The organism is Roseomonas elaeocarpi, from assembly GCF_042433915.1.
Taxonomy (GTDB): Bacteria; Pseudomonadota; Alphaproteobacteria; order Acetobacterales; family Acetobacteraceae; genus Roseomonas; species Roseomonas elaeocarpi.
On record NZ_JBHLUN010000001.1, the window covers coordinates 125,961 to 138,876 of the forward strand.

The window sequence follows — 12,916 nt, forward strand, 5'->3', positions numbered from 1 at the left end:
GCAGCGGCCCGCGAACTGCTGCGGGAGCACCGAACAGGCTGGTGGTGATGCTCCACGCCGCGATCATGTCCAAGACGGTAAAGTAGGACAGCACATCGGCGGCAATCCGCGTGATGGCGCTTTCAGGACAGGGCGGGTGGCTGGCTGGTCAGGTCCCACGGCATGATAATCGCTCAGGCTGGTGGTCGGCTCGCGTAAGACAATCTTGTGATCCAGGTGGTCGGAACATGGCGCGGGGGTCCCGGTAGCCGTTTGAGGTTCGAACCGATCCTCACGCCTCTTACTGTCGCACTCATGTCACCCTCCAAAAATTCGGATCTGACAAACCATGGAGGACGACGACAGCCATCAAATGCAGCGCTATCTTTGCTGAATCGCTTGACGGCCATGGGCTCCACTTGAGCTTCGATCGGAGCCTGGCTGCCAAGCAATTTGCCTGCCTCCTGGCTCTGCAACATGGAGCTGGGTCAGGCCACGCCCTGGCGGCTTCGTATACACAGTGAGATTACCTGATGCGGCTTACTCCCGAGCAGAATACGGCGCTCCTGGCGTGCGGCTACCAGCTGCTCCCGGCGACGCCTTGGCAGATTTGGCACCTTTCGCAGCAGCGGCGTATCTTCGCTCTGGGCGATCAGCACGTGGTGGTGCGGCGCCAGGATGGTTTTCTGGAGACCTATGGAACGCTTGGCATGTTGCTGGAGCAGCATGCGCAGGCGCAGGCCCTTGCGATGAGCACCGAAGCAGTTCCTCGTGTGCCGGAGGCGCGGGCGGAGGTGGTGACACGCTCCTCATCTCCATTGCCTGAGCCCGTTAAGCCTGTAATTGAAGATGTCTCGCTAGGCGATCGATCTGAAGCTGTCCCGGATGCACCGGAGCAGAAGAGAGAATTCGCTGAGCCGCATCAACCAGCACCCAAGCCACGGCCGCGCAGCAAGCTGCTTCGAGAGCAGAGTGAAGCAGCGAGCAGCGCGGCGATCCAGGACTCAGCCGCACTCAACCAGGCAAAGGTTGATCTGCTCTCCGAGTTCGAAAGCAAAGCCGCTGCCCTGGGTCTTTCGGTGGAGGGTGTGGTGGGAGATGACGTTGCCGCCTCCAGGCCCCCGGCACCTGACCGGAACAAGTGCGATGGCGCGCCGAGCCAAGCGAAGTACCGTGGTCCTGCGGGCCAGGAATGGAGTGGACGTGGCCGTCGGCCGGCCTGGATTGCCGCCCACGAAGCCGCAGGTAAAAACCGTGATGACTTCCTGATCAGCTAATACGCCGCGTTTGGAGAAGAGCTGCTCGGCTGTCTTGTACTCGCTGCAGCTGGGTGGCTCTCTTTCCTGCAGGGCAGAAAGCGCCGTATCTTAGACGGCCGCAACTTGACCTCGGCAGCAGGATTTAGCGACACGATAACGGCGGTCCGGTCCGGGCGCCTTTCGCCCATTGCGCAGCGTCCTGACACAGCTCACCTAACCCATCGACGTTGGTGGAACCCGTAACTGCGAAATTACGGGAGCGGAAATTATTATAAGCCACTCCATTAAACAATTTTATCTTTTCTGCACAACTCATGCTGCTTAAAGCTCAGAGAATTGCCAGATTAAAATCAATGATGGATTCACCTCTTGTGAAATCGCCGTGGGGAACGGACTGACAAATCACAGTGCTGATCTTTGGCTCGGACCAAAGGTCAGCGGAACAAATACCGCGTTCCGCACGTTGCCAGCGGAGACTTTACGCCTGCCCTTCCAAGCGTCATTCTATCTGACAGAACATATGTAGCAAGGGATGATGCCCCACGCCTTGAACCACCTTCACCATGAGCACAATACCGCGCTGCTGCTGCTCGCCGTCGGTGTCTGCTGCATGGCCTGCTTCGTGTCTGCCAACCTCCTTTGGAAGCTCAAAATCGTCGCGCCGGTCCACCGAACGCGCTGGGCTGTTGGCGCTGGGCTCGTATACGGTTCCGGTGTTTGGGCGACGCATTTCATTGCCATGCTGGCATTTGAGCCAGGCCTGCCGGTGTCCTACGCGCCGGGTCTCACGGCCGTTTCCGCGCTTGTGGCAGCCACGGGAGCAGCCCTGGCCTTTCTTTTCGGGCAGCCTCCGGGACATGCGGTGGGGAGGCGCGCCCTGACCGGGGGGACGGTGCTCGGACTGACAGTCGGGGCCATGCACTACATGGGGATGAGCGCGATACGCTTGTCGGGCACCATCGAATTCGCTCCGCTCTACGTTGTCACCTCCGTGCTTGGCGGAGGAATACTGGCGGTCCTGGCACTGTTATGTCGGCTCAACCAGCGGCAGGGACGGCTGGCTGCCGCTGGCTTGCTGGCGGCATCGATTCTTTGCCTGCATTTCACCGGCATGGCTGGAACGACCATTCTTCCCAGTGCCGGCGTCGTGGTCGCCTCTGGAGGATTGGACGAACGCCTTCTCGCCCTCACTGTCGCAGCCATCGTTGCTGCCATTGCGGTTGTCGGACTCAGCAGCGTGATCTTCGAGGAAAAACTGCAAGGGGAGCGCACGCGTGATGCGGAACGACTGGGCCGCCTTGCCAGTGGCACCTTCGAGGGCCTGTTCATCCATCGCGGAGGCATGATCCTCGATGTCAACGAGGCGCTCGTCCGGCTGGTCGGCCGGCCCGCCGAAGCTCTCATCGGCCAGGATATAGCGACTATCCTCCCGGCCGAGGCGGCCGACCGGCTCCGCACTGACTACGATGTGCCGACTGACGACAACATACTCCCGACGATGGAGGTGGAACTCGGCGCCGAGGCAGGACGCAGCATCCCTGTCGAAATTCTTTCACGCGCGATCGAGAACGTGGACGTGACGGAAAGGCAGAATTTGCCAGCCTGTGCCGTGGCGGTGCGGGACCTGACCGAGCGCAGGCGGGCCGAAGCCCAGATCCGCTACCTTGCGCATCATGACGGGCTGACCGGTCTGCCCAATCGCATTCTGCTAGCGGACAGGTCCCGGCAGGTTCTGGAGCTTGCGTCACGCGAGGGAAACGGCGTGGCCATTCTTTGCCTCGACCTCGACCGCTTCAAGGCCGTCAACGACATCATGGGGCACGACGGCGGTGACCAGTTACTGATTCAGGTGGCCGAGCGGCTACGTGCGGTCCTGCGTGCCAGCGACACTGTTGCCCGGCTGGGTGGCGATGAGTTTGTCATCGTTCAGGGCGGTCTCGATAACCCGGAAGGCGCAGCTGCACTGGCAGAGCGCGTGGCGGCCACGCTTTCAGAACCGTTTGAACTGGACGGGCAGGTTTTTGAGGTTGGGACAAGCATAGGCATCGCCCTGTTCCCAACTGATGGCAAGACCGTGCCGCGGCTGCTGCGCAATGCCGACACGGCGCTCTACCGTGCCAAGCGTGAGGGCGGTGACCTTTACCGTTTCTTCGAGCCCGCGATGGATCAACGCCTGATGGAGCGTCGCGCGATGGAGCGCGACCTGCGTGCCGCGATCGAGCGGAACGAGCTGTATCTCGTCTACCAGCCGCAGTTCGATACCATGACGGGAGAGTTGGTAGGACAAGAGGCTCTGCTGCGTTGGTGCCATCCAGAGAGGGGCATCGTTCCCCCGGCGGATTTTGTGCCCCTCGCCGAGGAGTCAGGCTTCATCCTTCCTCTCGGTCTGTGGGCGCTCGAAAGGGCTTGTACGGAGGCGGCAAGCTGGCCGGTGCCCTGCCGGGTGGCCGTGAACCTTTCCCCTGCGCAGTTCCGGCAGCCCGACCTGATCGCGGTCATCACCGCCATTCTGGAGCGATCCGGGCTGCCACCACAGCGGCTGAAGATGGAAGTGACGGAAGGATTGCTGATCAGTGACACTGAGCGTGCGCTGACCCTGCTACATGCCCTGAAGGAGAAGGGCATCTTTCTTTCCTTGGACGACTTCGGCACCGGTTATTCCTCCCTCAGCTACCTTCGACGTTTCCCGTTCGACGAATTGAAAATCGATCAGTCCTTCGTCGGTGGTCTCGGGCGTGACCTGGGATCGGCAGCGATCATCGAAGCCGTGCTTGCCCTGAGCCGGAGCCTCGGCCTCAGCGTCGTGGCCGAGGGGGTGGAAACCGAGGAGCAGATGAGGATGCTGAGAGACTGGAAGTGCCCACGGGTCCAGGGCTTTCTGCTCGGGCGTCCTGTTCGATCGGATGAGCTTTTCTCAACTGCAACTTGGGTGCGAACTCCTGCGGAGTTGCAGCTTCAAGCCCTGCACCCGCGCCAGGCACCGTGACCGCTGAAAAGCAGCCGATCGAGTCTGGGCTTGGTTGCGAGTAGTCGTGTCACGGGATCACAGCTTGTTCGGGAGTGTTCACTCCACGTTGATCAAGATTATGCGCTCGGCGCGATCTTTCTTGAGCTTCCGTCGTTCTGAATTGGTTCTCCCGAGATCACTGATGCCCCGACCAGCCCGCGGCGATGACACGCGCCGAGCAACCTTGAACCCACCCACTCTCCCGGACTCACCAACTCATACCGGATCGCATCCCGATGGGATGGTGAGCGACGGGAGCAGGGCGCCGCATCCAGCTCATCCGGATCCTGACAAACTCGCTCCAACGGAGGAGGTCACCGAAAGTGAAGGCCAGGACGCACCGCATGCCTTGACACGCGAGCGGCTGCTGAGCGGGGCGGTGGAGAAGATGGTCCATGATGCCGGCATCGTTGTCCTCACCGACGCCGAGCGTGAGAAGTCTCTCCAGGATACGTTGGCAGCCCGACCGAAGGGAGGGGAACCGGTCTGGCTGTTCGGTTATGGCTCGCTGATCTGGAATCCGACCTTTCACTACGTGGAAAGCCGGACCGCCACGGTAAAGGGTTGGCAGAGAGCCTTCTGCCTCTCGGTTCCAGTCGGACGCGGAACCCCGGACAATCCCGGCCTGGTGCTCGCCCTGGACAGTGGCGGGCAATGCGCCGGAGTTGCCTTCCGGATCGCGGAGGAGGTGCTTCTCGAAGAACTCTCCATCGTGTGGCGGCGGGAAATGCTGACCGGTGCCTACATCCCGCACTGGGTCGAGTTGATCGATGGAGAGGGGCAGGTGTTCGGCAATGCCATTGCCTTCACCATCAACCGGGATGGGCCGCAATATACGACCCTGGCCGAGGACGTGATCATCCAGCGTCTTGCCACGGCCGAGGGACAACTCGGATCGGCAGCCGAGTACCTGTTCCAGACACAGGCTGGCCTGCAGCGCCTGGGTATCCACGATCCGTTGGTCGACCACCTGAGCCTGGCTGTGGAAGAGGTTCAACGAGCCATAACGTGACGGGTATCGCCCCGGGGAGGCAGAGCATTCCAGCTAGAAGCATGCTGCCGCCGCAATGGCCATGTGCATTCTTAGGCTGCGCTGGTCTGCCCGCACCATAGTCCTCAGCCTGCTCCTCCCCTAGATCCGCAACGGTTCACGGAGAATGCCCAACAGTACTGTCTGTCACGGTACTGTGATGTATGTGTCATCGTCCTGTCGCCCAGCAAACTTAAGCCGCGCCCACCAACAGATTGGACAGGGCAACGAATGGTCAGGAAGCGGAACGTCCTGCTGATCGTCGTGGACCAGTGGCGCGCAGACTTCGTGCCGGCGCTTGGCGCGGGATTCCTGAAGACTCCCAACCTTGACCGGCTGTGCCGCGAGGGTGTGACCTTCCGCAACCACGTCACCACCGCGGTGCCCTGCGGCCCGGCGCGCGCCAGCCTGCTGACCGGCCTGTACCTGATGAACCACCGGGCGGTGCAGAACACCGTGCCGTTGGATGCGCGGCACATGAACCTGGGCAAGGCGCTGCGCGGCGTGGGCTACGACCCGGCGCTGATCGGCTACACCACCACGGTTCCCGATCCGCGCACCACCAGTGCCAAAGACCCGCGCTTCACGCTGCTGGGCGACCTGATGGAAGGTTTCCGCAGCGTCGGCGCCTTCGAACCCTCGATGGAGGGGTATTTCGGCTGGCTGGCGCAGAAGGGTTATCCGCTGCCAGAGAACCGCGAGGATATCTGGCTGCCGGAAGGTGAGGACGCGGTGCCGGGTGCCACGGATCGGCCGAGCCGCATCACGGCGGAATTGTCGGACACGGCGTACTTCACCGAGCGGGCGCTGACCTACCTGAAGGGGCGCGGCACGAAGCCGTGGTTCCTGCATCTCGGTTACTGGCGGCCGCATCCGCCGTTTATCGCGCCGGAACCGTACAACCGCATGTACCGGCCGGAGGACATGCCGGCGACGGTGCGCAGCGAGCACTGGCGCGACGAAGCGGCGCAGCACCCGCTGCTGGAGTTCTACCTGCGCGGCATCGGCCAGGGCTCGTTTTTTCACGGCGCCGGCGGTGCTGCGAACGAGATGGAGGAAGCCTCCATCCGGCAGATGCGCGCGACCTATGCCGGGCTGATCTCCGAGGTTGATGCGGCGCTGGGCGAGGTCTTCGCGCATCTCGACGCCACGGACCAGTGGAAGGACACGCTGATCGTGTTCACCTCCGACCATGGCGAGCAGCTGGGCGACCATCACCTACTCGGCAAGATCGGCTTCCACGATGAAAGCTTCCGCATCCCGCTGGTGGTGGTGGACCCCGACGCGTGCGACCGGGCCGGACAGATCGAGAGCAGCTTCACCGAGAGCGTGGACGTGCTGCCGACCATCATCGACTGGCTGGGCGGCGAGGTGCCGCGCGCCTGCGACGGACGCTCGCTCGGCCCGATCCTGCGCGGCGAGAAGCCGGCTGACTGGCGGGAGCACCTGTTCTACGAATACGACTTCCGCGACGTGTATTATTCGCACCCGCAGAAGGAACTGGGTCTCGGGCAGGACGACTGCTCGCTCTGCGTCGTGCAGGATGAGCGCTGGAAGTACGTCCATTTCGCAGCACTCCCGCCGCTGCTCTTCGATCTCGGGAACGATCCCGGGCAGTTCCGCAACCTGGCGGACGACCCGGCGCACGCCGTAGTGGTGGCCGAGTACGCGCAGCGCGCCCTGTCGCACCGGATGCGCCACGCCGAGCGCACGCTGACCCATTTCCGCTCCGGCCCCGAGGGCCTGCAGGAGAAGAGCCGATGACCGCCTCTCGTCGTTCCCTCCTGCTCGGCACCGGTGGCGTGCTGGGCGCTGCCGCCCTGCCGCGCTTCGCCGTGGCGCAGGCCGACACGCGGCCGAGCATCACCATCGCCGTGCAGAAGATCAGCAACAGCAACACGCTGGAAGTCCTGCGCGAGCAGAGCAACGTTGGTGAGCGGGTATTCTTTTCCTCGCTCTGGGAAGGGCTGATCGGGCGCGACTGGCTCGGCGGGCTGAAGACCGTGCCGCTGCTGGCGACCGAGTGGAAGCGCCTCGACGACAGCACCGTGGAGCTGAAGCTTCGCCCCGGCGTACGCTTCCACAACGGCGACGAGATGACGGCCGAGGACGTGGCCTTCTCCTTCGGCTCGGAACGCATGTTCGGCGACACGCCGGCCACGGCGCAGGGGCGCACCATCCCGGTGCGCGGCGACAGCATCCCCACGCGCGCGGGGCGCGAGCTGCCGGCCGAGATCCCGGCGGTGGCGCGCCGCTCCTGGCCGGCGCTGGAGCGGGTCGAGGTGGTGGACAAGTACACCGTGCGCTTCCGCAACGCTTCCCCCGACGTGACGATGGAAGGTCGGCTCGCGCGCTACGGCAGCGAGATCATCTCCCGTCGTGCGTATTCGGAAGCCCCTACGTGGTTCGACTGGGCGCGCAAACCCGTCACCACCGGCCCCTACAAGGTGGTGGAGTTCCGCCCGGATCAGTCGCTGACGCTGGTGGCGCACGACGACTACTGGGGCGGGCGGCCGCCGATCCGGCAGATCCGCTTCTTGGAAGTGCCGGAAGTGCCGGCGCGCATCAACGCGCTGCGCTCCGGTGAGGTGCAGTTCGCCTGCGACATCCCGCCCGACCAGATCAGCTCGATCGAAGGCGACACGAAGTACGAGGTGCAGGGCGGCACGATCCTGAACCATCGCATCTCCTGCTACGACAAGACCAACCCGGTGCTGCGCGACGCGCGCGTGCGCCGGGCCTTCACCCACGCCATCGACCGGCAGGCGATCGTGGACAGCCTGTGGTCCGGCCGTACCGCGGTGCCGAAGGGGCTGCAGTGGGACTACTACGGCGACATGTTCGTCAGCGACTGGAGCGTACCGAAGTATGACCCGGCGGAAGCGCAGCGGCTGCTGAAGGAGGCCGGCTACAAGGGTGAGGCGATCCCCTACCGGCTGCTCAACAACTACTACACCAATCAGACGCCCACGGCGCAGGTGCTGGTGGAGATGTGGAACCAGATCGGTCTCAACGTCCAGATCGAGATGAAGGAGAACTGGACCCAGATCCTCGATCGCAACGGCACGCGCGGTATCTGGGACTGGTCGGCCTCGGCCCCCTTCAACGACCCCGTGTCTTGCATCGTTAACCAGTTCGGACCGAACGGGCAGGTGCAGCAGGTCGGCGCCTGGACCAACGAGAAAAGCAACCGCATGGCGGCGGTGCTGGAAACCGGCACCGATCGCGCCGAGCGGAAGAAGGCCTTCGCGCGGATGCTGGAAATCTGCGAGCGCGAAGACCCAGCTTACACCGTGCTGCACCAGAACGCGACCTTCACGGCCAAGCGCAAGGACATTCGTTGGAAGGCGGCACCCGCCTTCGCGATGGAGTTCCGTGCGAACAACTGGGTGGCGTGATGGAGTTCCTCTGGGCCACCCCGCCGGCGGCCGCCACGGCATCGCCTCCGGCCGATAAGGCGGCGGCGTCCATGCCGCTGATCACTCTGCGTGATCTCGCAGTCAGCTTTGACGGCGTGCCCGCGCTGCGCGGCATTGACCTGGAAGTACGGCGCGGCGAGGCCGTGGCGCTGGTGGGCGAGAGCGGCTGCGGCAAGTCGGTCACCTGGCTGGCCGCGCTGGGGCTGCTGCCCTCCGCCAAGGCACGGGTGACGGGCAGCGTGTGCCTCGATGGGCAGGAGCTGCTGGGCGCAGCACCCGCGGTGCTGGATCGGGTGCGCGGCGGGCGTGTCGCGATGATCTTTCAGGACCCGGCCTCGAGCCTCAATCCGGTGCATCGCATCGGTCGGCAGATCGTGGAAGCGCTGCGCCTGCATCGTGGCCTCGACGGTACGGCGGCGCGCGAGGAAGCGCGGCGGTTGCTGGATCAGGTGGGAATGCCCGACGCGCGGCGACGCCTGGACGCCTACGCGCATGAGTTGTCGGGCGGGCAGAACCAGCGCGTGATGATCGCCATGGCGCTGGCCGGGCAGCCCGAGCTGCTGGTGGCGGACGAGCCGACCACCGCGCTCGACGTCACCATTCAGGCGCAGATTCTGGAGCTGCTGGGCGAGATCCGTCGCGACACCGGCATGGCGCTGGTGCTGATCTCCCACGACCTGGGCGTGGTGGGCGAGACCTGCGACCGGGTCTGCGTGATGTATGCCGGCCGCATCGTGGAGGAAGTATCGAGCAGGCGCCTCTTTGACGGGCCTGCGCATCCCTATGCCGTGGGGCTGCTGGGTGCCCTGCCACCGATGCAGGGCGCGCGTCGACCGTTGCTGGCCATTCCCGGCGGCGTGCCCGACCCCGCGGCCATGCCACCCGGCTGTGCTTTTGGGCCGCGCTGCGCCCGCCACGTAGGGGCCTGCGACGACGCCGTGCCGCTGCTCGCCACGGTGGAACCCGGCCACCGTGCCGCCTGCTTCCGCCCGGTGCCGGCGCGCGGTGCTCCGGCAGGCAGCATGGCAGCCACGGTTGCCGATCGGGATCGACCCGCAGACCGAGGCATGTCCCGCATCGCTGGCCAGCCCGCGGGGCACTCCACCCTGAGCCATTCCGGCGTGGGCCGTTCGGTCGCGGAGCCGTCCACCACGGGTCATGTTGTCCGGCGTCCCCTGGGCTACGCGCTCGGCCATCATGAGGCGTGGGCGTGACACCCGTTCTCGAAGCGCGAGGCCTCGTACGCCGCTATGCCATGCGGCGCGGCATGTTCGGCCGTGCGGCGGAGGTGCGGGCGGTGAACGGCGTGTCGCTGGCGCTTGCCCCTGGCGAGACGCTGGGGCTGGTAGGCGAGAGCGGCTGCGGCAAGAGCACCACGGGCCGCCTCGTGCTGGGTCTCGAGGCACCCGACGCCGGCGAGGTTTGCTTCGAGGGCGCGCCGATGCCGTCGCCCGGCACACCCGCGTGGCGGCGCCAGCGAGCACGGTTGCAGATGGTGTTCCAGGATCCGCTCGGCGCGCTGGACCGACGCCTGCCGGTCGCGGCGCAGGTAGCGGAGCCGCTGGAGATTCATGGCCTGGGCGGACGCACTGAGCGCGCGGCGCGCGTCGAGGCGTTGCTGAGGGCGGTGGGGCTTCGGGCCGATCACGGCGCGCGCTACCCGCACGAACTGTCGGGCGGGCAGCGCCAGCGCGCCGTGCTGGCCCGGGCGCTGGCGACCGATCCGACGCTGCTGGTGTGTGACGAGCCGATCAGCGCGCTCGACGTGTCCATTCAGGCGCAGGTGATGAACCTGCTGACCGAGGTGCAGGCGACGGCCGGCGTCGCCATGCTGTTCGTCAGTCATGACCTGCGCGCCGTGCGGCAGGTGAGCCACCGCGTCGCGGTGATGTACCTTGGCTCCATCGTCGAGGAAGGCGATCCCGACGCGATCCTGCACGATCCGGCGCATCCCTATACCCGGGCCCTGGTTTCGGCGATCCCCCGACCCGGCGCGCAAGGTCAGCGCATCGTGCTGCGCGGTGATCCGCCCAACCCGGCCGCGCGTCCGAGCGGCTGTGCCTTTCATCCCCGCTGCGCCGTGGCCGTGCCGCTCTGCGCCCGCGTCTCGCCCGAGCTCAAGCCGCGCCGTGACGGGCGCCTCGTGGCCTGCCACGTCGCGCAAGGGGAGGTCGCCCCCGGCACCGGCGTGAGCGAACCCGCCCGATCCACTGCCTTGGAGGCCGCCTGATGTTCCGCTTCCTCGGTGTGCGGCTGTTTCGCGCCGCACTCACGCTGGTCTTGGTGGTGAGCTTCGCCTTCGTGGTGCTGCGCCTGTCGGGTGACCCGGCGCTGCTGATCATGAGCGCCGATGCCCCGCCCGAGGCCGTGGCCGCCTTCCGCAAGGCCTGGGGCCTCGATGATCCGCTCTGGACGCAGTACCTGCGCTACTTCGGGGCGATCTTTCACGGCGATCTCGGCCAGTCGATGCGCGACGGCCGCTCGGCACTGGAACTGGTGGCCGAACGCGTGCCGGCGACGCTGGCGCTGACGCTCCCGGCGCTGGCGATCAAGCTGCTGCTGGGCATCCCTGCCGGCGTGCAGGCGGCGCTGCACCGGGGCTCCTGGATCGACCGCGCGGTGATGTTCACCGCCGTCGCGGGCTTCACCGTGCCCTCCTTCGTGCTGGGCCTGGTGCTGGTGCTGGTCTTCGCAGTGCAACTGGGCTGGCTGCCGTCCGGCGGGCAGGACAGCTGGCGGCACGCGATCCTTCCCGTCATCACGCTGGGCATCGGGGGCGCCGCGGTGCTGGCGCGCTTCACGCGCTCCGCCATGCTGGAGGTGCTGGGCCAGCCCTACATGCGGACGGCGCTGGCCAAGGGTGTGCCCTGGCCCGTCGCGGTGCGGCGCCACGCCCTGCCCAATGCCGCGATCCCGACGGTGACGATCGTGGGCTTCATGGTGGGCAGCCTGCTAGCCGGTGCGGTGGTGGTGGAAAGCGTGTTTTCCTGGCCCGGCGTGGGACGGCTGCTGGTGGTTGCGGTGGCGAACCGCGACCTGGCGGTGGTGCAGTGCATCCTGCTGCTGGTGGCGGCCACCATGGTGACGGCGAACTTCGCGGTGGACCTGCTCTACGGGCTGCTGGACCCGCGGCTGCGCGTCGGCGCCACGGCCGGCGCGCGCTGAGGCGGAAACGGCACCATGTCAGAGCTTTCCCTCAACGCCGCGGCACCCACCGGCCCTGTCGCTGCGCCCCCGCCCAACACCGCGACGCCGCCGGGCATCGTGCCGGCCGGTACGGCGTCCTCCTCCGTCGCCACTCGCCGGAAGCGGCGGTTGCCGGCATCGGTGGTCCTGGCGCTGTGCTGGGTGACGGCGATGCTGCTCGTGGCGCTGCTGGCGGACCGGATCAGCCCGTATTCCATCACCGCGCTGGACCTGCGCAGCCGCCTTTCGCCGCCCGTCGGCTTCGGCGGTGGCTGGGCGCACCCTCTGGGCACCGACGAACTCGGCCGCGACGTGCTCAGCCGCCTCTTCGCCTCGATCCGGATGAGCCTGCTGATCGCCTTCGGCGCCAGCGCGATCTCGGCAGCACTGGGTGTGGCGCTGGGCTTCCTGGCCGCGCATTTCCGCGGCTTGGTGGAACAGGCGGTGCTGGCGCTGGTGGACTTCCAGGCGGCGATGCCTTTCCTGATCCTGGCGCTCGCGGTGCTGGCCTTCTTCGGTAACTCGCTGCCGCTCTTCGTGTGTCTGCTGGGACTGAACGGATGGGAACGCTACGCCCGCATCGCGCGCGGCCTGGCGATCAGCGCCGGCGCGCAGGGCTACGCTGCCGCGGTGCGACAGCTCGGGGCTTCGCCCTGGCGCGTCTACGGGCGGCACGTGCTGCCCAACATCGCCTCGACGCTGATCGTGTCGATGACGCTGAGCTTTCCCGAGATCATCCTGCTGGAATCCGGCCTCAGCTTCCTGGGCCTGGGCGTGCAGCCGCCGATGACCTCGCTGGGCAACATGGTCGGCTACGGGCGCGAGTACATCACCCGCGCGTCCTGGATCCTGCTGTCACCCTCCGTGGTGATCGTGCTGACCACCCTTTCCGTCAGCCTGATCGGCGACTGGCTGCGAGATCGGCTGGACCCGACGCTGCGCTGAGAAGCGCCCTCCTCGGTTCCGCTGCTCCGGGTGCGAGCAGGGCGCAGTGGGACTGGAAGGAGTAGCCCGGTGCCGCATCACCAGAACTTGC

Annotated in this window: 9 protein-coding genes; all 9 read left to right on the forward strand. The window is 66.0% G+C overall.

The features are described 5' to 3' along the window. Nucleotides 1–512 precede the first annotated feature (512 nt). Nucleotides 513–1,256 (forward strand): H-NS histone family protein, encoded by a 744-nt coding sequence (locus ACFFGY_RS00425; RefSeq protein ID WP_377042366.1) that lies wholly within the window; start codon nucleotides 513–515, stop codon nucleotides 1,254–1,256. A gap of 529 nt (nucleotides 1,257–1,785) precedes the next feature. Continuing rightward, a complete protein-coding gene (locus ACFFGY_RS00430; RefSeq protein ID WP_377042367.1) occupies nucleotides 1,786–4,224 on the forward strand; it encodes a bifunctional diguanylate cyclase/phosphodiesterase in 2,439 nt (812 codons plus the stop codon). 370 nt (nucleotides 4,225–4,594) lie between these two features. Then, the gene (locus tag ACFFGY_RS00435; protein ID WP_377042368.1) at nucleotides 4,595–5,257 is read left to right on the forward strand and encodes a gamma-glutamylcyclotransferase; all 663 of its coding nucleotides are present in this window, start codon (nucleotides 4,595–4,597) and stop codon (nucleotides 5,255–5,257) included. 249 nt (nucleotides 5,258–5,506) lie between these two features. Further along, on the forward strand, nucleotides 5,507–7,039 hold the full coding sequence (gene pehA, locus ACFFGY_RS00440; protein ID WP_377042369.1) for a phosphoric/sulfuric ester hydrolase PehA: 1,533 nt from the start codon (nucleotides 5,507–5,509) through the stop codon (nucleotides 7,037–7,039). Next, entirely contained in the window at nucleotides 7,036–8,673 is a 1,638-nt protein-coding gene (locus tag ACFFGY_RS00445; RefSeq protein WP_377042370.1) for an ABC transporter substrate-binding protein, read from the forward strand. The genes pehA and ACFFGY_RS00445 overlap by 4 nt, the downstream gene beginning before the upstream one ends. A 71-nt stretch (nucleotides 8,674–8,744) precedes the next feature. Next, the gene (locus tag ACFFGY_RS00450) at nucleotides 8,745–9,908 is read left to right on the forward strand and encodes an ABC transporter ATP-binding protein (protein ID WP_377042371.1); all 1,164 of its coding nucleotides are present in this window, start codon (nucleotides 8,745–8,747) and stop codon (nucleotides 9,906–9,908) included. After that, the gene (locus ACFFGY_RS00455; protein WP_377042372.1) at nucleotides 9,905–10,924 is read left to right on the forward strand and encodes an ABC transporter ATP-binding protein; all 1,020 of its coding nucleotides are present in this window, start codon (nucleotides 9,905–9,907) and stop codon (nucleotides 10,922–10,924) included. The genes ACFFGY_RS00450 and ACFFGY_RS00455 overlap by 4 nt, the downstream gene beginning before the upstream one ends. Further along, complete coding sequence (locus tag ACFFGY_RS00460) at nucleotides 10,924–11,859, forward strand: ABC transporter permease (protein ID WP_377042373.1); 936 nt, start codon at nucleotides 10,924–10,926, stop codon at nucleotides 11,857–11,859. The genes ACFFGY_RS00455 and ACFFGY_RS00460 overlap by 1 nt, the downstream gene beginning before the upstream one ends. Before the next feature lie 15 nt (nucleotides 11,860–11,874). Further along, entirely contained in the window at nucleotides 11,875–12,825 is a 951-nt protein-coding gene (locus ACFFGY_RS00465) for an ABC transporter permease (RefSeq protein ID WP_377042374.1), read from the forward strand. The last annotated feature ends 91 nt before the right edge of the window (nucleotides 12,826–12,916 follow it).

Coding starts and splice junctions, on each gene's coding strand:
- ACFFGY_RS00425 (WP_377042366.1), top strand. CDS start 513: ATGCGGCTTACTCCCGAGCAGAATACGGCGCTCCTGGCGTGCGGCTAC.
- pehA (WP_377042369.1), top strand. CDS start 5,507: ATGGTCAGGAAGCGGAACGTCCTGCTGATCGTCGTGGACCAGTGGCGC.
- ACFFGY_RS00445 (WP_377042370.1), top strand. CDS start 7,036: ATGACCGCCTCTCGTCGTTCCCTCCTGCTCGGCACCGGTGGCGTGCTG.
- ACFFGY_RS00450 (WP_377042371.1), top strand. CDS start 8,745: ATGCCGCTGATCACTCTGCGTGATCTCGCAGTCAGCTTTGACGGCGTG.
- ACFFGY_RS00460 (WP_377042373.1), top strand. CDS start 10,924: ATGTTCCGCTTCCTCGGTGTGCGGCTGTTTCGCGCCGCACTCACGCTG.
- ACFFGY_RS00465 (WP_377042374.1), top strand. CDS start 11,875: ATGTCAGAGCTTTCCCTCAACGCCGCGGCACCCACCGGCCCTGTCGCT.